This is a genomic window from Pelatocladus sp. BLCC-F211, from assembly GCF_041928655.1.
GTDB lineage: Bacteria > Cyanobacteriota > Cyanobacteriia > Cyanobacteriales > Nostocaceae > Pelatocladus.
The window spans coordinates 68230-88328 of sequence record NZ_JBHFLM010000129.1; the positions used below are offsets into that span (position 1 = coordinate 68230).

Sequence of the window (20099 nt, forward strand, 5' to 3'; positions counted from 1 at the left end):
TGTCATTTGTTATCTGTCCATAGTCAAAAGTCTCTAGGACAACCAGTTTTTTACTATTGACAAATGACAAATGATCAATGACCAATGACAAAATTAGAACCTTTCCCCAATACCAAAATTGATCCGGCTATCTCCTTCGTCATTGATACCATAGTCAATGCGGATGGGACCGAGTGGAGACTGTACCCGCACACCAAGGCCATAGCCGTAGCCAGTACCGCTTTTATCCAACAAATCTCCTACTTTTGTCTCTGTCCCCAAATCAGTAGCAGCATCAAAAAATAGGGCGCCGCTAACTACAGAGAATACAGGGAAGCGATACTCAACAGTGGCTTGTAAGAAACTACTGCTACTGGCTAATTGACCTTCGTCGTAGCCTCGCACCGAGTTACTTCCACCCAGAGTAAAAGCTTCGTAAGGAGGTACATCACCCAATATTGTTCCTCCTTGTACGTTAAAAGCAATAGTTTGTGCTCCTTTGCCAAAGCTAACGAATTTTACAGGCAGATAGTAACTATAGCTACCTCTGATTTTGCTTGATAAAATGGTACCTAGACCTATTGGTACGGATTGGTCTAATCCCAAACGGAAAAAGGAACCCCTTGTTGGTTGTAAAGCATTATCACGTTTGTCCCGGACTGCTGCTAGTTGCAATGTCAGCAAGTCGTCCTGACCTGTTCCAGATTCAGTCAAGTCAATGATCTCTGTTGGTCGATCATTTCTGTATACTGTTCCTCTCTTTCTGATATCGCCATCAGAATCACGAGTGGATACCCGTTGATACCGTACACCAGCTGAAGCTGTCCATTCTGCACGTTCGTAGGGATTTTTAGACAAAGGACGGGTAAAGTTGACACCGCCACCTAGACGTAAAATTCGAGGAACATCTCCATCCGTAGATTCACTATTTTTAAAGGTTTCAACATTGTCATCTTTCCCTTCAAAGATTAACGAAATTGAACGGCTACGGAAAAGATTTGTTGTATAGGAAGTTCGGTATGGGTCTCCAGCTATCCAAGGATCTGTAAACCGGACATCAAATAGCAATTCCCGTTGACCAATCTCTAATTCGCCTCCTAGTTTCTGGTTTCTGCCGTTGAGGTTTTGCTCTTGATAGCTGATAGTACCAAACAAGCCACTAGCAGAACTGATACCTGCACCGGCAGCGATGGAACCACTGTTACGTTCAACTACATTAACTTGTACATCGACTTCGCTGGGGTTAGTACCGGGGTTGAGAGAAACATTCACATCTTCAAATAGCCCCAGACTGTATACACGTTGTAAATCTTTTTGGATGACGTTGCGGTTGAATACTTGTCCGGGCTTCAATTGAATTTCGCGTGTAATAATATACGGCTGTGTCCGCCCCCGGATCGGATTTCCATTTTTATCCGTTTCCTGACCTTCTTTATTGCGGTATTGGACATTAATATTTTCCACTACCCCTTCTGCTACATTCAGAGTGACAACTCCATCTGGAGATACTTGTGGAGATCCAACCACCTGTGCTAATACGTATCCTTTATCTTGATATACCTTGAGTAACTGTTTAATACTGTCTTGCAACTCACGTAGGTTCAGAATTCTACCATACTGCCTACTAAAGATTTGATTGACAGTGTTTGGAGGTAGTACAGAAGCTACATTTGTACCAGGATTAGCGTCAATTTTTACTTGATTTAAAACGGGGTTCAACTGAACTAAAAATGTGACTCGTACCCCTAATGGTGTATCTTCTGGCACTGCTTGCACATTCGAGAAAAAACCAGTAGCAAAGACAGAGTTAATATCTTCTTGCAATTGCGATCGCGTTGTTGTCCGTCCTGGTTGAGTACGAATTACTCCGTAAACTTGGTTTTCTTGTTCTGCTGGTAGCGCTTGTCCGCCCTCTGTTCTAACCACAACCTCTGACACTAATACGCGAGGTTCTGCTTCTGTTGTTGGTTGTTGATTAGTTGGTGGTTGTTGGTTGATTGGTGGTTGTTGATTAGTTGGTGGTTGTTGGTTGATTGGTGGTTGTTGATTAGTTGGTGGTTGTTGATTAGTTGGCGGTTTTTGGTTAATTGGTGGTTGTTGATTAGTTGGTGGTTGTTGATTAGTTGGCGGTTGTTGATTAGTTGGCGGTTTTTGGTTAATTGGTGGTTGTTGATTAGTTGGCGGTTTTTGGTTAGTTGGTGGTTTTTGGTTAGTTGGTGGTTGGGTGTTTTGAGGAACAACTGTGGGAGAATTTTGTGCAGTTTTTGATGTTGTTGATGTTACGCTCTTTGGTGTTGTTTTTAGTGCTGACGCGCCGACAGTGCTAACAAACACTTTTTGGTTTGCTGTCGATGTCCTTAGTGTTGTTGGCTGTGTTTTTTGAGATTCCTGTATTTTTTTTGACCTATTGTTAGTTAATTTAGATAGGTCTATTGTCGTCTTTTTCGCAGGAAAGACCGCAACAACTTCTTCTTGCTCTGGTTTTACCGTTGCTGTTGTATCTTCAGCAGTTTGTGTAATATTTGGAATAATAGAAGTTGGGATTGTTACCTCTTCTGTTGTATTAGTAGTTGGAAATTCCGCAACAACTTCTTGGTCTTGATTTGTTGTTGGAACGAAAAAATCTGCTGTTTTTTTGGAATTATTTGCGGTTTGCGCGTTAGCATGAAGCGAACCGCTTAAAGGTGTGGCGATCGCCACCATGGTCATCAATACGGGAGACAAGCGCATTTTATTCTGATTGTTCTTCACTTCCACACCATCAAATAGAGATTTAGCTTTTAGTCAAAAATTTTTGTTGGTCAATGGTCAATAGTCAATGGTCAATACCCGATGCCCAATGTCCAATGCCCAATGCCCACTCATCACAGTTCTCATTACCCTTTTTCCACTGCTTCTAGCACTCTTCTCAAAACCTCCTGGTAAGCATTCTCAACATTCCCTAAATCCCGACGAAAGCGGTCTTTATCTAGTACACGACGATTGGGGTCATCTCCTGCGGATATGTCCCATAGACGACAGGTATCGGGACTAATTTCATCTGCTAATAGCAACTGCTGTTGTGAATCCAAACCAAATTCTAGTTTGAAGTCCACTAAGGTAATCCCACACCCCTGGAAAAACTCTTTCAGAAATTCGTTAATTTGCAATGCAAGATGGATTATACTGTCAACTTGTTCCAGAGTTGCTAGTTCCAGAAGCAGGAGGCGATCGCGTGTCAACAATGGATCTCCCAATTCGTCGTTTTTATAATAAAACTCCACTAATGGCATTTTGAGTACAGTACCCAGTGCTAACCCTGTTTGTTGACAAAGACTACCTGCGGCGATGTTCCTGACAACTACTTCCAATGGCAATATTTTTACTGCCTTGATCCGCATTTGATTTGGAGCAGGACTGTCAATAAAGTGGGTCTTGACACCACGAGCTTCTAGCTGTTGAAATATTTTACTAGAAATGATATTATTTATGTTTCCCTTATTTTCAATACTGCCGCGTTTTTGAGCGTTAAATGCTGTGGCATCATCTTTAAAAACAGCCAATAAAATTTCCGGGTTATCCGTAGGATAAATTATTTTGGCTTTGCCTTCGTATAACTTAGTTTGGGCAGTCATGGTAGGAAGTAAATTTCAGTTCGATGGCTTGCTTCTATGTGTTTAGGCTTAACCATTTTATCTTTTGTTTTTCGTTATTAGTCATCAGTAAAATACTTAAGTAAAACTGTTGACTTAAAGATAGATGCATAGAATGATAGTGGGAATTTAACATAAATTGTCTATTATTTGCTTTTTACCGAAATAGTAGCTATTTTTCCCAAAGAAAATTAACAATTAAAATGTATAAATTAAAACAACATCAGATGACTTAGTAATTAAAGTTAAATGCATTAGTGTTTCACAATAATTGTGAAAAATCCGTAAACCTACTCAAAACTAAATAATAGATTTTTGACAAAATTAACCTTAGTAAGGATTAGAGAGTAAGAAAAAAAGACTTCTTAACCCTTCTGATTTATAGTTTCCAAGTTTTAAGAGAAATATCAGGATAGTCAGTTCTTCGGTTTGGGATTAAAAACAATAAGGAGGTGAAAATTGGATCAAAAGATGCCTAACAAAGATGATTTTCTATATCCTCGTGGTCGCTACTACGGTCAAGTGAAGCCAGAAAATTTAGTATTTAACGCGAATCTGCAAGAATTTGCCCAAAGAATCAGCTATATCTGCAATTTAGAGACAGCTGGTAAAATATCTTCTGAAGAGGCTTATGAAAAGATCAAAGGTCTGTGGAAAAGCTTGAAACAGGCGAAAAAACAGTTAAGAATCGGCGAAAACCCTTTCCGAATGGATGATGACGGGAATCAAGCAGAAAACTAAATCTTCATTGGTAACTTGGTAATTGGTAATTAGTAATTGGTCATGAGTTATTAATTATTCGTTCTTTTTCGTGTGTTTCTTATTCTTCTTATTTATGCATCATTGTCCAAACTCCATCCCAAGAGTTTGGTAGATTTTGTCTGAGGTAAGTACGAGCGCGTTTCAAATGAATATCTACAGTCTGATCTAAAGGTCGGATTTTTTTTGCTGATTCAAAATACGCGATCGCACGTTTAAAATCGCGGCTGAGATAAGCTTCACGTCCAGCATGATAATCAGACAGAAAATCTTGAGTTGTAGCATCTAAGTCTGTAGTGCGATCGCCTATTAATTCATAAATATTTACAGCTTGATGTTTACCTTTGACGCGAATTTTATCTAACTCGCGTACCCAGATGCGATCCTGGCACAATTGGTAAGTAAATTCACTGAGAATGATATCACAGCCATATTCTTTAGTAATAGCTTCTAAACGCGAGCTTAAATTTACACCATCACCGATGACTGTGTAATCCATGCGTTTGTGAGAACCGATATTTCCAGAAACTACTTCCCCAGAACTAATTCCAATACCAATATGAATTTTTAGCTGTTCTTGAATTACCCGACGTCGGTTAAATTCTTCTAATCGCTGTCGCATTTCTAAAGCAGCTTGTACAGCTTTCCAAGCATGATTTTCCGTAAGCGGGAGTGGCGCACCAAACACCGCCATCAAAGCATCGCCAATAAACTTATCAAGAGTACCTTCGTGGTTAAATACCGCCTCTACCATTGTTTCAAAATACTGATTTAGCAACGATACCACCTCAGCCGCACCCAAATTTTCAGTCAAAGTGGTGTAACCTCTGATATCTGAAAACAAAATGGTGACTTCTTTACGTTCACCCACCATTAAAGCATCATCACCCAATGCCATAACTTGTTCAGCAACGCGAGGAGTCAGGTAGCGGTACATAGTATTTTTCATCCGCTTTTCTCGACTAATATCTTCTAAAACTACCAATCCACCCCGCACTCCTCCTTCTGGATTTGTCAGAGGATTAACAGTTAAATTTATGCTACGTTCGATTTGGTTAACAATTTCAGCACTAATAAACTTCGACTGGGGAGTAAGGGGTTGATTCCAGGGAATAAAAAGATCAGTTTGAGTGCGATCGCGGATTGCTAAAATGTAATTTTTTATATCTTGTTCTGTATTATCTAAATATAATCCTAACGTCAAACCTTGCTCCGGTACATAATGTTTTGCACCTGTTTTTAAACTGTCTTCCAATCGCATTTGTAAATTATCAATTGGTACAACCTCCCACACTAAGCGACCAATTAAATTTTGTTCCCAAGCAAGTTTATTATTTTTCGCATTTGTATCTTTTAAGGGACAACCGAGTAATTCTAAAGCTGCATCGTTAATGGTTACAATGCTCCCTTCCATATCTGTAGAAATTACTGCATCTGAAAGACTTTGAAGAATATCTTTTTGATATTGTTTTTCTAATAGTACATTTTCAAATAAACGGGCATTTTCCAAAGCAATTCCTGCTTGAATATTAAAAGCCCGCATAAATTCTTCATCCGAAGCACTAAAACTGCCTTGCTGTTTATTAATTAACTGTGTCACACCAATTAATTCATTTGCAGAATTAAATACTGGTAAACATAAAATATTGCTGGTTATATACCCAGTTTTTTTATCTGTAGTGGGGTCAAAACGGGGATCTTTATAAGCATCAGCAATATTTAGTGCTTCACCAGTAGCAGCTACATAGCCAACAATTCCACGATTAGCAGGAATACGAATTTCCATCATTTGTTTGCCATCCGCAGCTGCTATTTTTGTCCAGAGTTCTCCCATTTCTTTCCGATATAAAAATAGCGTGCTGCGGTCTGCTTGCATTAAAATTCGTGCCTGTTCCATCACTATTTGCAAAGTTGCTTCTAAGTCTAGACTTTGTCCTAGTGTTTGAGTAGCCCGCAAAAGTGCTGTTGCGCCCCTTTGATTACGTGCTGCTACATAAAAAGATTGACAACTTTCTAAGATAATACCTATAGCAGAAGCAAAATCCCGAAACCGTTCTTCATCTTCACTGTCAAAAGCAATATTTTCAGCTTTATTTGCTAGTTGTACTACTGCTACAACTTGATTTTTACTGCTTAAAATAGGCATACATAAAATATTATCAATCTTATAGCCCATTTGTTTTTCTAAATCTGGGCTGAAGAGAGAGTGGGAAGTAGTATCAGATATATTTAAACATTCACCTGTAGTAGCAACATGACCAGGAATACCAACAGTAATTGGAATCCGAATTTCTAAAGGCTTATAAATATTATCTTGAGGAAGTTTTGTCCAAAGTTGACCTTTGTCATGGTCTACTAAAAAAATAGTAGTGTGTTCAGCTTGGAGAATTTGACCTATTTTTAATGTAATTGCCTCTAGAACTTTCTCCAGCATTGTTTCTAGGGCTTCGTTATTAATAAGTTCAATTGCGCGCAGAAATTGCTGAAATTCCGCAGTAATAAAGTCTAGTAAGCAAACAAATTCATTAACAGAAAGGTCTTTAACGCGACGTAGTAAAGCGTGAGTGCGATTAACTTGAGTAAGTTCAGTTAATGTAGCCAAAACGCTACCAGTGTTTAGAAGTGACATAATTTGATGGTAGGGATCGGTGATCGAGGAAAGGGGATCGGGAAGCAGGGGACAAGAGGACAAGGGGATACGGGGAATACAGATGAAATACTCTCCGCGTCACCGCGTCTCCCACTCTCCACATCTAGTGTGTCTTCCCCTTTCCCCAATCCCCGATCCCTAAAATTACGCTGCTTTCGGTAATTCTGAATAAATTACCTTTTGATAGTAATCTTGCAACTGACGAGTTGCAGCGGCCCATCCCCAGCGTTCTGCTTCTCTACGGGCATTTTGACGAATCGATTCTCGTTCTTGTTTCATTTCTAACAAGCGAACCGTAGCAGCGATCGCACCCTCGTCACCTGTATCTGGGGCAAACAGGTATCCATTGACACTATCCGTTACGATATCGGGAATGCCACCAGAACGGGCTGCAACTACAGGACATCCAGCCGCCATTGCTTCTAGGAGTACTAAACCTAATGTTTCTGTGCGGGAAGGAAAGATAAAAGCATCGGCGCTAGCAAAGGCCGATGCTAATTCTTTACCAACTAAATATCCCACAAAGTTGGTGTTTGTATTGGCAAAGTGTTTTTCTAAGGCTTGGCGGTGGGGACCATCTCCTACTAATGCTAGTCTGGCTTCAGGGATAGCTTCTAGTATGGGTTTGATCCGCTCAATTTCTTTTTCCGCAGAAAGACGCCCAACGTATAGTAATAAAGGGCTAGTTGGGTGATTTTGCGATAGACGCGATCGCATTTCCTCGCTATTTAAGCTCGGATGAAATGTCTCTGTGTCTACTCCCCGTTGCCACAAGTTGACTCTTTCAATGCCATGAGTTGTTAGTTCCTCCATCATCGCTGTCGAGGTACATAGATTTAAAGCTGCTTGATTGTGACCTGCTTTCAGTAATTCCCACAAGAAGCCTTCCAACATTCCTAAACCGTAATGTTGGAGATATTGAGGCAAGTGGGTATGATAAGAAGCCACCAAAGGAATGTTAAGCACCTTGCTATAAAATATACCAGCTACTCCTAAAACGGCTGGATTGACCACATGAATAATATCTGGCTGAAACTGTTCCAAAATGTGACCAATTGCTGGTCGAGGCAGTGCCATTTTTAACTCTGGATACAGTGGTAGCGGAAAACCAGAGACACCATATATTCTGGCTTCTTTGTATTCTGTAATACCACCTTCGGGACAAACCACGAGTACTTCGTCACCACTGCGTTGTAAATGTTCAACAGTATGACGTAGGCGTGTGACAATGCCGTCAACCTTAGGCAGAAAGGTTTCGGTAAATAGAGCAATCCTCATAAAATATCATTCACTACAGGCAGGGTGTTCAGATAATCTCAGCTTCTGGACAATTTCAGCATTACTCACAGCGTATACTGTCTCATCTACTACAATCAATTCCACGCAGCCAAAAACCAGTTATCAGTTACCAATGAACAGCTACTAATTGATAACTGATAACTGGTAACTGATAACTGTTTAGCGATCGCATATTAATGCTTTGCTATTTACGATGCCAACTGACTTTTGGCAAAATTTGGTTTTTATCTACTCTGGTTTGATACTTGACAGCAAAGTTCAACAGAGAATCAAGCAGAGAATCAGAGAGATAGTGAGGTTGTAAACCCAGATCCAAGAGTTTAGTATTTTTGGCGTTAAAGTAGTGTTCTTCTTTTTCGACTCTGGGATTGTCCAAGTTATTAACTTCTACATTTAGTCCCATTGCATTCCCGGCTTTTTTCACCATCAATGCCAAGTCGCCGACGCTGAATTGTTCGGTAAATTGGTTAAACACACGCAATTCACCAGGTTGTGCAGGGTTAGCGATCGCCAGTTCAATACATCGCACCGTGTCCCGAATATCCAAAAATCCCCGCGTTTGTCCACCTTTACCATAAACAGTTAGGGGGTGTCCAATTGCAGCCTGGATACAGAAACGGTTTAGTGCTGTGCCAAACACACCATCATAATCTAGGCGGTTAATTAACAGTTCGTCCATGCCGGTTTCTTCTGTGAGGACACCGTAAACTACACCTTGATTTAAGTCTGTTGCCCGTAGTCCCCAAATCCGACAAGCAAAGTGGATATTGTGACTGTCGTGGACTTTGCTTAAGTGGTACATTGAACCAGGTTGTTTGGGATAAGGCAAGGTGTCTTTGCGCCCGTTGTGTTCAATGGTGATATAGCCTTCTTCTATATCTATGTTCGGTGTACCGTATTCACCCATGGTTCCCAATTTTACCAAATGGCATTCTGGGAAATCCTCTTTCATTGCGTACAGCAAATTCAGCGTACCCACAACGTTATTGACTTGTGTCATAACGGCATGTTCACGATCAATCATCGAAAATGGTGCGGAACGCTGTTCGCCAAAATGCACGATCGCATTTGGTTCAAATTTATGTAGGGCTTTTTGAAGAAATTCGTAATTGGTGATATCACCAACAAACAAATCGATGGATTTACCAGTTAAGTCTTTCCAGCGTTGAATGCGTTGCTGAATTGGTGCTATCGGGGTTAGAGTTTCCACACCCAATTCATTATCCCAGTGCCGCCGCACCAAGCTGTCTAAAATACCAACTTCGTAACCTCGATTGGAAAGATAAAGCGCGGTTGCCCAACCGCAATAGCCATCGCCACCAATAACCAGGACTTTCATTTTCACCTGTTTTTACTCGCTGATAGCTAAATCTACCAGGTTTGTGTCACCTCTAGACCATGAAGATTGGGGATTGGGGATTGGGAACAAGGGAGATAAGGGAGACAAGGGGGACAAGGAAGATGGGGAGAATTACCAATGACCATTGACTATTGACCATTGACCCTTGACTTTTGACCAATTTTATAGCTACTAGCTATGTAATAAAAAAAGCGGTAATAATTATCAAATTCTGGACTGGGTGCTTTTCCCTGCCAGTAGTATTTCAGCTGTCCTTGGGCTAATTTCAACGTCATGACACCTTCTTGTTGTCCGACTTCTACCGTCAGTACTCCAGATACTCCTTGGGCTGTAGTAAAGTTGGGATTTATTGATGTTTTGGCGTTTTTTTCTGAGATTATGCCTTCTGGCAGTTGCATTCCTGCCCAACTACGAATCTCTACAGTGTTATTTATTGGAGAAGTAAAGACAATGCCGTCACCGTTGTCTGATGGCAAAGATTTCCAGGTGCTGGGATAGGGAAATTCAAAGCCATATCGGTTATTACTATAGATTTTCCAAGTCTGATTAGAGATGTTGAAACCAGTGGTTGTTGTACAGCTTCCTAGAATTACAGACAAAGCGATCGCGTAAATAAAATATCTTAAGTTTCTCTGGAAGTGAGAGGCAGGAGATAGAAGACCCGAAGCATTAGTAGTCAAAGCTTTCATCAATCTAGTCATCAAAGGGAACTGATCGGTATCTCACTAAATATTCTTGAGATTGTGTTGTTTTTTTACCACTAGCGGCTGTGATGCTGCAAAGACTTGTGTTCAGTTTCTTGTAAAGTATTATTACAAAAGTGACGTCAAAGCGTCTTGCTGTCTTGACAAGCCAAACAGGAGTAGATATCGTAAGATACATACCCGGGTAAGACCGTTAACAGAGTTATGCAAGCTAATAAGCAAAAGGTTACTTTATACTTATCGCCAGAATTACACAGAAAACTGAAAATACGTTCAGCTATTGATTCAGCACCAATGTCGGATCTTGCCGAACGCGCCCTCGTTTTCTACCTGGCAAATTCGGAGCTAGTTGAAGAAGTAGCTATCTACGGAAAAACTCATAGAGTTTACACCTGTCCTAATTGTGAAAGCTCGTTGGTTGTACGGGATGGCGAGTTGGTTGCTATGGGCAAGCAACCAGGCGTAATTGGTCAAGAACATCTGTCAGTGGAAGAGATGGAAGAACAAGCCCATCCAAAAGGTGAGGAAGAGTTAGTTCCTTGCTAAATATTCAGAATTGCGAATACATAATTCAGTTATGAATACTGACAATTCTGCCATCTTTGCCATCTGCGATGTCTAGGGTTTCTGTAAAAGGTCTCAAGTAGGTCGATGTATGAAAGAAGAGCTCAATATCCTCATTCAAGCTCAATACCCTTTAATCTACCTTGTGACCTCCGAGGAAGAGCGGGCTGAGCAGGCAATCTTTACAATCGCTCAATCGTCAAAACCACAACGGCGAGTGTACGTTTGGACAGTAACTCACGGCATCGTGGAATATGGTCAACCCCGGAATGTAGGTCAGCATAATACTGTTTCACCAGAAGCGGCGATTGATTGGATTATCCGGCAAAGAGAACCAGGTATATTTATTCTTAAAGATTTACATCCTTTTATAGATGCGCCTGCGACAACAAGGTCTTTACGGGATGCGATCGCCAGCTTTAAAGGCACGCAAAAGAACATCATCTTGATGTCACCGATGCAGCAGGTACCCATTGAACTGGAAAAAGAAGTTGTTGTTTTAGACTTTGCGCTTCCAGATATGGGTGAATTGAATAAAGTATTAACTCATCACATAGATAACAATCGTGGGCGACGGCTACCAACGGAAGCACGAGAAAAACTTCTCAGAGCTGCTTTAGGATTGACTAAAGACGAAGCTGAAAAAGTATATCGTAAAGCCCAGGTCACAACTGGACGTTTAACAGAAGAAGAAGTTAATATAGTTTTATCAGAGAAAAAACAATTAATCCGACGCAATGGTATACTAGAGTACATAGAAGAAGATGAAACCATTGATTCTGTCGGTGGCTTAGAAGAATTGAAAAAGTGGTTAACACAGCGCTCCAATGCTTTTACTGAAAGGGCGCGGGAATATGGTTTGCCTCAACCAAAAGGGATGTTAATTCTCGGTGTTCCGGGTTGCGGTAAGTCATTGATTGCTAAGACCACATCTCGACTTTGGGGTTTGCCACTGTTGCGGTTAGATATGGGGCGAGTCTATGATGGGTCAATGGTAGGACGTTCGGAAGCAAATTTACGTAACGCCCTCAAGACTGCCGAATCTATTTCCCCCGCAATATTATTTATCGATGAATTAGATAAATCCTTTGCTGGTAGTACTGGGTCTTCTGATTCTGATGGTGGTACTTCTAGCAGAATATTTGGATCTTTCCTTACCTGGATGCAAGAGAAAAAATCCCCAGTATTTGTCATGGCCACTGCAAACCGAGTGGAAAGATTACCAGGGGAATTTTTAAGGAAAGGTCGTTTTGATGAAATTTTCTTTGTGGATCTGCCCACACCAGAAGAACGACAAGATATATTTAAGATCCACCTTAATAAGCGCCGGAAAGACATCTCTAGGTTTGACTTAGAACAGTTATCTAAAATGTCAGATGGCTTCTCTGGAGCAGAAATTGAACAGGCGATCGTCGCGGCGATGTACGAAGCTTTCGCCCAAGATCGTGAGTTCACTCAATTAGATATTATTGCTGCGCTGAAAGCGACATTGCCGTTGTCTCGGACGATGCAAGAACAGGTTACAGCCCTCAGAGATTGGGCTAGACAGCGTGCGCGACCCGCAGCATCTTCCATTGCTGAATATCAGCGAATGGAATTCTAAAAGCTTTCCCCTGTGAACGCAGGGGGGAAGAGCTAGCAATAAAAGCTAGCTGTTAATAAAAAAACCGCGTTCTGCTAAAACGCGGCTTACTCTCAAACAAACTAAACTGTTGTCCTTTTTCTCTACTCTCTTTGGAGGAAACCCAAATGTCTCATTTTAGCACTCTGCGTACCAAAATTACCGAAGCTGAAATCCTCAAGCAATCCCTGCGCGACCTCGGTATTAGCGTGAAAACCGAAGCTGATGTTCGTGGTTACAACGGTCAGCGTGTTCGTGCTGATATCGTAGCAGTATTGGAAGGCGAATATGACCTCGGTTGGTCTCGCAACAGCGATGGTTCTTTTGATCTAATCGCAGACCTGTGGGGTGTTGCTAAAAAGCATAATCAGACCGAACTGATTAACTCCATCAACCAAAAATATGCTGTTAACAAGACCTTGACAGAAGTTAAACAACGCGGTTTGCAAAATGCCAACGTTAAGTTGGTATTGCAATAGTAATTTCTCTGCGCGTTCCCAAAGCTGCACGGGTTAACCATGTTAATAGCGGTTAGCCCGCTTTTTTTCACCGACTGGATTCACTTCCAGTCGTTGTTTTTTATAAGCAGCTTTGTCTATTTTTGGTTGAATAGACTTAGTTTACTATTTTTAATCCAACATTTGTAATTTAACATTTTTTAATAAAAAATTGTAGCTAGTTTTAATCAAAACCCAGTTTCCAAAAAGTTACTGAGTTTACAAATTCTATTCAAGCCTGAGTTATAGGAAATAGCATCTCGGTGATGTAAGATTCGTTATCCTGGTGATTGCCTTACAAATCCAAAATCTAAAATCTGAAATCCAAAATCGTGAGATGCTGGTTGATTGATTAGTTAAATTTTTTTCAATGGCTGCTGTTGATTCTGTATCTGTTATCGTCCCCGCAACTACCGCAAATTTGGGGCCGGGTTTTGATTGTATCGGTGCGGCTTTAACGCTGTACAACGAGTTTAAGTTTATGCGCGTGGAGTCATCTTTCCTTTTGGAAGGGGAAGTAGGAAAAGTGAAGATAACTGTCACTGGTGCAGAGGCTGAACAAATGCAAACTGATGAGAGTAATTTGCTCTATCAGGCGTTTGTAAAGTTATATCAACACTTAGAGCAAACTCCGCCACCCGTGGAAATTGAGATTAAGTTGGGTGTGCCGTTAGCGAGGGGTTTGGGTAGTTCAGCAACGGCGATTGTTGGCGGTTTGGTTGGTGCGAATGTTTTGGCGGGTGAAGCTTTGAGTCAGTCGCAGCTGATGGAGTTGGCGATCGCCATGGAAGGACACCCAGATAATGTAGTACCAGCGTTGTTGGGTGGTTGTCGTTTGGCGGCTACGGGGGTAGAAAATCAACCACTAAGACGCCAAGAGTGGGTAATTTGTGATGTTCCTTGGTGTGAGAATATTGTCCCTGTAGTAGCGATTCCGGATTTTGAGCTTTCTACAAAAGAGGCTAGGCAGGTGTTACCTACTCAGGTGAGTCGTGCAGATGCGATTTTTAACACGGCACATTTAGGATTGTTGTTGCGTGGTTTGGAGACTGGCAACGGAGATTGGTTAAGGGCTGCTTTGCAAGATAAGTTACATCAACCTTACCGAAAGGCACTGATTCCAGGTTACGATGCGGTTAATGCTGCTGCTATTGCTGCGGGCGCTTACGGTATGGTGATTAGTGGTGCAGGCCCAACTTTGTTAGCATTAACTGATACAAGTCATTCGGAAGCAGTGGCGGCGGCGATGTCAGCTGCTTGGCAATCACAAGGAATTTCGCCCACAGTGCGATCGCTTAAAATTGATACTCAAGGAGCAAGGAGTTTTTATTAGTCATTGGTCATTGGTCATTGAGGAAGAGGTTAATTGACAAATAAATGACAAAGGACGATTGTACAGACGCGATGTTCCTCGCGTCTACTAATAACAAATAACTAATGACAAAGGACCAATGACAAATGACTACCGAGCAAATTCTCGCAGAAATTGCAGCAGTTCGCTCTCAAATAGAAGTTCTGCGTGAGGAACGTGCTTGTTTGAGTGTTAGTGTCACACTTCCAGAAAATGATTCACCCCAAGCAATAGCGGAAGCTTACCGTCGTTATGCTCGCGAAAATTCCCAATTGGTGGCGGAACTCAAGGGAATAGATGATGCGATCGCTGCTTTGGAAGTTCAATTGATGCAAAAACAAGCCCAGTTAAAACAAAGACAAATACAAGCAAAACAACTCTCTCTAGAGGAACAACTAGAGGAAGCAAGAAAGATTGCTCAGGTTCATGCTGAACGCATGAATGAACTTGCGGCGGAACTTGCGACAGAAATACGCAGTCTCAAGGCTTGCGCTGACGAACTTAGTCCGTTGTATTGGCAAGTCTATTACAAGCCGTTTATTACTGGCTTCAAGACAATCTCGGTTCCTTATGTCCGTTCTGACGGTGATGTCTGGACAATTGTTAACCGCATTGTGTGAATAGCAAAAATTTTTTTGAGTGAAAAGATCATTCTTAAGACAGATGATATTAAGATTTATAACGGTGGCTAGAGCCATCGTTTTTTATTGATTTAGCAAAACTTTACATTGAGACTGATTTTGACAAAAATCTTGAGTATTTATAACTAAAATTTTTGAAGATTTAATGTTTATAGGGATAAATATCGTTTACAAAACTATTAAGTGCTTAATATAATGTAATTAAAAGTAAAAACGAAAAACGATTGTCAGTGATGATTGCTCAATTTCCTTGGTTAACAACCATAATTGCCTTGCCGTTAGTGGCTGCCTTAGCCATTCCGCTCATCCCAGATAAAGAAGGCAAAACTGCCCGTTGGTATGCTCTGGGAGTGGCGATCGCCGATTTTGGATTAATGATTTCTGCTTTTTGGCAGAGTTACGATTTTCAAAGTTCAGCATTTCAACTTATAGAAAAATATCCTTGGATTCCGCAATTAGGCTTAAACTGGTCTGTTGCAGTCGATGGATTATCAATGCCTTTAATACTGCTGACAGGCTTAATTAACACCCTCGCAATCTTCGCGGCTTGGAAAGTAACCAACAAGCCGCGTTTGTTTTATGGTTTGATGTTGGCGTTGTACAGCGCTCAACTTGGCGTATTTGTCGCCCAAGATTTGCTGCTGTTCTTCTTAATGTGGGAAATCGAATTAGTACCCGTCTACCTATTGATTTCCATCTGGGGAGGACAAAAGCGCCGTTATGCAGCTACTAAATTTATTCTCTATACCGCCCTTGCTTCTATATTTATTTTGGTAGCAGCTTTTGCAATGGCCTTCTCTGGCGATACCGTCAGCTTCGATATGGCAACTTTGGGAGCCAAGCAATATCCTAGAGCTTTAGAATTACTGGTTTACGCAGGTTTCTTGATCGCCTTTGGTGTCAAACTACCAATTTTCCCTCTCCACACTTGGCTACCTGATGCTCACGGTGAAGCTTCTGCACCTGGTTCGATGATTTTGGCTGGTGTGTTGTTAAAAATGGGTGGTTATGCACTGATTCGCATCAACATGGAGATGCTAACCAATGCTCATGTTTACTTCGCTCCAGTTCTAGCAGTTTTAGGTGTAGTCAACATTATCTACGGTGCTTGTTGTGCTTTTGCTCAAACTAACCTCAAGCGTCGTTTAGCCTACTCTTCTATCGCCCACATGGGATTTGTGCTAGTTGGTATCGCTTCCTATACAGAAATAGGTATGAGCGGTGCTGTACTGCAAATGATTTCCCACGGTTTGATTGCTGCTAGCTTGTTCTTCCTCTCTGGTGTCACATACGAACGCACCCACACTTTGATGATGGATCAAATGGGTGGTATTGCTAAACTAATGCCTAGAACCTTCGCTCTATTTACCGCCGGTGCAATGGCTTCCCTCGCCTTACCAGGGATGAGCGGCTTTGTGGGTGAGTTGATGGTATTTCTGGGTATTGCTACCAGCGATGTTTATAGTTCCAGTTTCAAAGTTGTAGTTGTACTATTGTCTGCTGTAGGCGTGATTCTGACTCCAATTTATCTGTTGTCGATGTTGCGTCAAGTCTTCTACGGTAAGCAGAATACAGAATTACATTTGGATGCAGTAGTACCCGATGTCAAACCCCGCGAATTGTTCATCACTGCTTGTCTTTTACTTCCAATCATCGGTATCGGCTTATATCCCAAATTGGCAACCCAAACCTACGATGTCAAGACTGTAGAAGTTGCAGCCCACGCTCGCCAGTTTCTACCTGTAGTCGCTAGACAACAGCCATCAAGTTTATATTCAACTATTATGACCGCGCCAACATTGGCAAATTCACAAGTTCCAAGTTTGGTTAATATTGCTGATTAATATTTCAAGGGCTGGTGCTATTAAATAAGCTTAGAAAGAAAAAGTGGGGGTGATTTTGCGATCGCCCCCACAGTTGTTTATATTCCTTACAGGCAAATACTCTATCGAAATTTAGAGGAGAAAGTAGTGAGTGCTTCATATACCGGAGGTTGTCAGTGTGGACAAGTTCGTTATGAAATTCGTGCTGAACCCTTAACTCTTTATTTATGTCATTGCAAAGAATGTCAAAAACAATCATCTAGTGCTTTTGGTATGTCTTTGACAGTCCCAAGAGATGCTGTTGTCGTCGTTCAAGGACAACCAAAAGCCTGGACTCGTGAAGCCGATAGTGGACGGGCGGTGAAGTGTTTGTTTTGCGATAACTGCGGCACAAGATTGTTTCATGATCGTGCTTACAGTCGAGAGACAATCAACGTCAAAGCTGGAACTTTAGATGATACAAGTTGGTTACGTCCCGTAGGTAACATTTGGACAAGCAGCGCCCAGCCTTGGGTATTAATTTCTGACGAACTGCTCAATTATGAAGGACAGCCACAAGATGTGCATCCATTGTGGGAAAAATGGACACAACACCTGGGATAAGTTTATTTATTTTTTGGGGTGATTTTCTCTAGTTGTTGAGCGATCGCAGTTGCATCTTTTCCAAAAAAAGTTTCGCGATCGCCATTACTCCAAGTGATGCGACAAGCAAACCGCCAACACATATGAATGTGAATTTTGCGAAACTGGATTTGACGAGCGTAAGCCAAATTCACCCAACCTCTTGTTGGTGTTTGGCAAAAATGGAGTTGAGGTTGGGCGATCGCTTGAGGCTGAAGAGCTGTTGATGTCATAATGGAATTCACCATGAATACTTGTGGGTAGAGAAGCGGTTGTTTGCTGTCCAGGCGGGAACCGCTTTCTCTATATTTAGTATGCGTTAACTTGCTTTTTATGTCAATTAGTTCATATGATTTTATTAACGGTAAATTAATGCTATGAATTAGTACATGGAAAAAAACTACGTATCTAAAATCGCAAAACTTCGAGAAGAACAAGGCCTAACACAGCGTCAAATCGCAGAAAGGTTGGGCGTTGATGTGTCTACGGTTCGGAACTGGGAAAAGGGTAGAGAAGGTGTAAAAATGTTTGTCAGAGTTGCAAAACTCTGTGAACTGTTTGATTGCCAACCTACAGATTTATTTGAAGAGGAAAAGATTGGCAATGATTGACAAAATTAGGAATGATTTTGATCGCATTGCTCTGCATGATCAACAGGGGTGGAATCACAATAATCACTATCACCGTTTTTTACTCAAACAGTTACCAGCAAAATGCAAAACAGTCCTTGAGATTGGTTGCGGAACTGGTGAATTTTCACGTCTTCTGGCTCAATATACAGACAAAGTTGTTGCGATCGACTTATCCCCGAATATGATTGAAGTTGCCAAGCAACGCTCAAGAAATTATCACAACATTGATTTTCAAGTTGCTGATATTTTGCAGTGGAATTTTCCAGTCGAGCAATTTGATGCGATCGCTTCAATAGCTACAGTTCATCATCTACCACTAGAAAACTTACTCCCCAGTCTGAAAACTGCTTTAAAGCCTAGTGGTAGGCTAATAATTTTAGATTTGTTAGAGCATGAAAACCTAAAAGACATGTTGAGCGATTTGATTGCTGTTCCACTCAACTGGTTACTTCAGCAAGCCCTAAATAGACATATTCAACAGTCACCAGAAGCAGCAGAAGCGATGAGAGAGCATCTTCGTACAGACAAGTACCTTACTCTATCGCAAGCACAACAAATATATACAAACACATTGAAAAAAGCTAAAGTAAGAAAACACTTGTTTTGGCGTTATTCAGTAGTTTGGGAAAAGTCGGCTGTGGTATAAGGGACTTCCAAATAAAAAATATCCATTTCACAGCTATTTAATTTTTGAGTGTTTCAAAAAATCCCCAATTAAATACAACGAACCACATAAAACGACTAAATCTTCTTTCAAAGAAAAAGCTACTTCTAGCGCAGATGTTACATCTGGAAAACAATTACAAACACTTAACTCTGGACAAATCTCATTAGCTAATTTTGCTAATTCATCAGGATTTGCTGAACTATGGTCAGGTACTGGTACTAAATACAACTGGTCATTTGGTCTGAGTAAAGCTTGAAAAATTTCCTGATGGTCTTTTGTGGAAAGCATTCCCATCACCCAAGTCACGCCTATTTTGGATTGGGTATCAATTTCTCTAGTCTTTAATAAAACATCTACATAATTTCGCAAAACTTGAGCAGCAGCTGGGTTATGAGCGCCATCAAGCAATAGTTGATGATTCTTCCAAGTCATCCATTGCATCCGTCCTGGCCACTTGGTTTTGCCCATACCATTAATAATGGCTTGCTCAGAAATTTGCCAATTATTTTGTTGCAAAATTTCTAAAGCACATAAAGCTATGGCTGAATTCGTCAACTGAATCTGTCCCTGTAGCGGTAGGGGATACTTGATTTTTTTGGAATCAAAAACTGATTGATATTCTACCCATTCTGGATCAATTTGATCTGCTGGTTTTGGTGTAAATATAGGACATTCTAGTTCTGCAATACGCGATCGCACAACTTGTTCTGCATCAGGTGGTAAGGGGCCAATCACCACCGGACATCCTGGTTTGAGAATCCCCGCTTTTTCTCTAGCAATATCAGCAACGGTGGGGCCGAGTATTTGCCAATGTTCGCGACTAATAGATGTAATAATGGTAACAAGAGGTTTTTCACAGACATTAGTAGCATCCAACCGTCCTCCCAATCCAACTTCTACTACCGCTACATCAACTTTTTGTTGAGCAAAATATAACCAAGCTGCTGCGGTAATCACCTCAAACTGAGTCGGTAGATCATCATTTGGGAAGATAGCAGCTTTAACTTCTAGCAATAATTCGTAAAATTCCTTAGAAGAAATTGGTTGTTGGTTAATACAAATGCGTTCTGTCCAATCAACTAAATGGGGAGATATGTAGCGTCCGGTGCGATATCCCGCCTCTGTAATCACCGAAGAAAGATAGGCACAAACAGAACCTTTGCCGTTAGTACCAGCAACATGAATTACTGGAACTCGATGATGGGGATTACCAAGATTTGCCAACAATTTTTGGCTGGACTCAAGTCCCAACCGCACACCAAAATGTTGGAAAGGTTTTAATAAAGAGTCTATATCCAC

At 41.1% G+C, this 20099-nt stretch carries 18 protein-coding genes; 10 read left to right on the forward strand and 8 right to left on the reverse strand.

The window, feature by feature from the left end; genetic code table 11:
• Positions 1-93 precede the first annotated feature (93 nt).
• Both ACE1AT_RS15995 and purC read right to left on the reverse strand, forming a co-directional pair.
• Entirely contained in the window at positions 94-2709 is a 2616-nt protein-coding gene (locus ACE1AT_RS15995; RefSeq protein WP_374870034.1) for a BamA/TamA family outer membrane protein, read from the reverse strand.
• 146 nt (positions 2710-2855) lie between these two features.
• Positions 2856-3593 (reverse strand): phosphoribosylaminoimidazolesuccinocarboxamide synthase, encoded by a 738-nt coding sequence (gene purC, locus ACE1AT_RS16000; protein ID WP_374869992.1) that lies wholly within the window; start codon positions 3591-3593, stop codon positions 2856-2858.
• Positions 3594-4082: 489 nt separating this feature from the next.
• Here purC and ACE1AT_RS16005 point away from each other — a divergent pair, with 489 nt between their 5' ends.
• The gene (locus ACE1AT_RS16005) at positions 4083-4352 is read left to right on the forward strand and encodes a hypothetical protein (RefSeq protein WP_374869994.1); all 270 of its coding nucleotides are present in this window, start codon (positions 4083-4085) and stop codon (positions 4350-4352) included.
• A gap of 88 nt (positions 4353-4440) precedes the next feature.
• Here ACE1AT_RS16005 and ACE1AT_RS16010 read toward each other — a convergent pair whose 3' ends face one another.
• The 4 genes from ACE1AT_RS16010 to ACE1AT_RS16025 all read right to left on the reverse strand — a co-directional run bounded on the left by ACE1AT_RS16010 (position 4441) and on the right by ACE1AT_RS16025 (position 10368).
• On the reverse strand, positions 4441-6999 hold the full coding sequence (locus ACE1AT_RS16010) for a GAF domain-containing protein (RefSeq protein WP_374869996.1): 2559 nt from the start codon (positions 6997-6999) through the stop codon (positions 4441-4443).
• Positions 7000-7164: 165 nt separating this feature from the next.
• Positions 7165-8298, reverse strand: a complete 1134-nt coding sequence (locus tag ACE1AT_RS16015) for a glycosyltransferase family 4 protein (protein ID WP_374869998.1) — start codon at positions 8296-8298, stop codon at positions 7165-7167.
• Positions 8299-8503: 205 nt separating this feature from the next.
• On the reverse strand, positions 8504-9658 hold the full coding sequence (locus ACE1AT_RS16020) for an NAD-dependent epimerase/dehydratase family protein (protein WP_374870000.1): 1155 nt from the start codon (positions 9656-9658) through the stop codon (positions 8504-8506).
• 149 nt (positions 9659-9807) lie between these two features.
• Positions 9808-10368: a hypothetical protein gene (locus ACE1AT_RS16025; RefSeq protein ID WP_374870036.1), complete on the reverse strand. Its 561-nt coding sequence runs from the start codon at positions 10366-10368 to the stop codon at positions 9808-9810.
• Positions 10369-10587: 219 nt separating this feature from the next.
• Between ACE1AT_RS16025 and ACE1AT_RS16030 the strand changes: the two genes are divergently transcribed.
• The 7 genes from ACE1AT_RS16030 to ACE1AT_RS16060 all read left to right on the forward strand — a co-directional run bounded on the left by ACE1AT_RS16030 (position 10588) and on the right by ACE1AT_RS16060 (position 17483).
• Positions 10588-10929, forward strand: a complete 342-nt coding sequence (locus tag ACE1AT_RS16030) for a hypothetical protein (protein ID WP_017309228.1) — start codon at positions 10588-10590, stop codon at positions 10927-10929.
• A gap of 109 nt (positions 10930-11038) precedes the next feature.
• A complete protein-coding gene (locus ACE1AT_RS16035) occupies positions 11039-12550 on the forward strand; it encodes an AAA family ATPase (protein WP_374870002.1) in 1512 nt (503 codons plus the stop codon).
• Between the two features lie 146 nt (positions 12551-12696).
• Entirely contained in the window at positions 12697-13047 is a 351-nt protein-coding gene (locus ACE1AT_RS16040) for a DUF1257 domain-containing protein (protein WP_016863491.1), read from the forward strand.
• A gap of 388 nt (positions 13048-13435) precedes the next feature.
• On the forward strand, positions 13436-14398 hold the full coding sequence (gene thrB, locus ACE1AT_RS16045; protein ID WP_374870004.1) for a homoserine kinase: 963 nt from the start codon (positions 13436-13438) through the stop codon (positions 14396-14398).
• 125 nt (positions 14399-14523) lie between these two features.
• A complete protein-coding gene (locus tag ACE1AT_RS16050; RefSeq protein ID WP_374870006.1) occupies positions 14524-15036 on the forward strand; it encodes a hypothetical protein in 513 nt (170 codons plus the stop codon).
• A gap of 254 nt (positions 15037-15290) precedes the next feature.
• Positions 15291-16901 (forward strand): NAD(P)H-quinone oxidoreductase subunit 4, encoded by a 1611-nt coding sequence (locus tag ACE1AT_RS16055; protein ID WP_374870038.1) that lies wholly within the window; start codon positions 15291-15293, stop codon positions 16899-16901.
• 126 nt (positions 16902-17027) lie between these two features.
• Complete coding sequence (locus ACE1AT_RS16060) at positions 17028-17483, forward strand: GFA family protein (RefSeq protein WP_374870008.1); 456 nt, start codon at positions 17028-17030, stop codon at positions 17481-17483.
• A gap of 2 nt (positions 17484-17485) precedes the next feature.
• Here the strand turns inward: ACE1AT_RS16060 and ACE1AT_RS16065 are convergent, their stop codons facing one another.
• Positions 17486-17734 carry a hypothetical protein gene (locus ACE1AT_RS16065; protein WP_374870010.1) on the reverse strand — a complete coding sequence of 83 codons (249 nt, stop codon included), beginning with the start codon at positions 17732-17734 and terminating at the stop codon, positions 17486-17488.
• Positions 17735-17890: 156 nt separating this feature from the next.
• Between ACE1AT_RS16065 and ACE1AT_RS16070 the strand changes: the two genes are divergently transcribed.
• Positions 17891-18112 (forward strand): helix-turn-helix transcriptional regulator, encoded by a 222-nt coding sequence (locus tag ACE1AT_RS16070; RefSeq protein WP_096675529.1) that lies wholly within the window; start codon positions 17891-17893, stop codon positions 18110-18112.
• Positions 18105-18779 (forward strand): class I SAM-dependent methyltransferase, encoded by a 675-nt coding sequence (locus tag ACE1AT_RS16075; protein WP_374870012.1) that lies wholly within the window; start codon positions 18105-18107, stop codon positions 18777-18779. The genes ACE1AT_RS16070 and ACE1AT_RS16075 overlap by 8 nt, the downstream gene beginning before the upstream one ends.
• A 33-nt stretch (positions 18780-18812) precedes the next feature.
• Here ACE1AT_RS16075 and ACE1AT_RS16080 read toward each other — a convergent pair whose 3' ends face one another.
• Positions 18813-20099 (reverse strand): bifunctional folylpolyglutamate synthase/dihydrofolate synthase, encoded by a 1287-nt coding sequence (locus tag ACE1AT_RS16080; protein WP_374870014.1) that lies wholly within the window; start codon positions 20097-20099, stop codon positions 18813-18815.

Coding starts and splice junctions, on each gene's coding strand:
- ACE1AT_RS16075 (WP_374870012.1), top strand. CDS start 18,105: ATGATTGACAAAATTAGGAATGATTTTGATCGCATTGCTCTGCATGAT.
- ACE1AT_RS16010 (WP_374869996.1), bottom strand. CDS start 6,999: ATGTCACTTCTAAACACTGGTAGCGTTTTGGCTACATTAACTGAACTT.
- ACE1AT_RS16005 (WP_374869994.1), top strand. CDS start 4,083: ATGCCTAACAAAGATGATTTTCTATATCCTCGTGGTCGCTACTACGGT.
- ACE1AT_RS16070 (WP_096675529.1), top strand. CDS start 17,891: ATGGAAAAAAACTACGTATCTAAAATCGCAAAACTTCGAGAAGAACAA.
- ACE1AT_RS15995 (WP_374870034.1), bottom strand. CDS start 2,709: ATGCGCTTGTCTCCCGTATTGATGACCATGGTGGCGATCGCCACACCT.
- thrB (WP_374870004.1), top strand. CDS start 13,436: ATGGCTGCTGTTGATTCTGTATCTGTTATCGTCCCCGCAACTACCGCA.
- ACE1AT_RS16065 (WP_374870010.1), bottom strand. CDS start 17,734: ATGACATCAACAGCTCTTCAGCCTCAAGCGATCGCCCAACCTCAACTC.
- ACE1AT_RS16050 (WP_374870006.1), top strand. CDS start 14,524: ATGACTACCGAGCAAATTCTCGCAGAAATTGCAGCAGTTCGCTCTCAA.
- ACE1AT_RS16015 (WP_374869998.1), bottom strand. CDS start 8,298: ATGAGGATTGCTCTATTTACCGAAACCTTTCTGCCTAAGGTTGACGGC.
- ACE1AT_RS16035 (WP_374870002.1), top strand. CDS start 11,039: ATGAAAGAAGAGCTCAATATCCTCATTCAAGCTCAATACCCTTTAATC.
- ACE1AT_RS16040 (WP_016863491.1), top strand. CDS start 12,697: ATGTCTCATTTTAGCACTCTGCGTACCAAAATTACCGAAGCTGAAATC.
- ACE1AT_RS16055 (WP_374870038.1), top strand. CDS start 15,291: ATGATTGCTCAATTTCCTTGGTTAACAACCATAATTGCCTTGCCGTTA.
- ACE1AT_RS16030 (WP_017309228.1), top strand. CDS start 10,588: ATGCAAGCTAATAAGCAAAAGGTTACTTTATACTTATCGCCAGAATTA.
- ACE1AT_RS16025 (WP_374870036.1), bottom strand. CDS start 10,368: ATGAAAGCTTTGACTACTAATGCTTCGGGTCTTCTATCTCCTGCCTCT.
- ACE1AT_RS16020 (WP_374870000.1), bottom strand. CDS start 9,658: ATGAAAGTCCTGGTTATTGGTGGCGATGGCTATTGCGGTTGGGCAACC.
- purC (WP_374869992.1), bottom strand. CDS start 3,593: ATGACTGCCCAAACTAAGTTATACGAAGGCAAAGCCAAAATAATTTAT.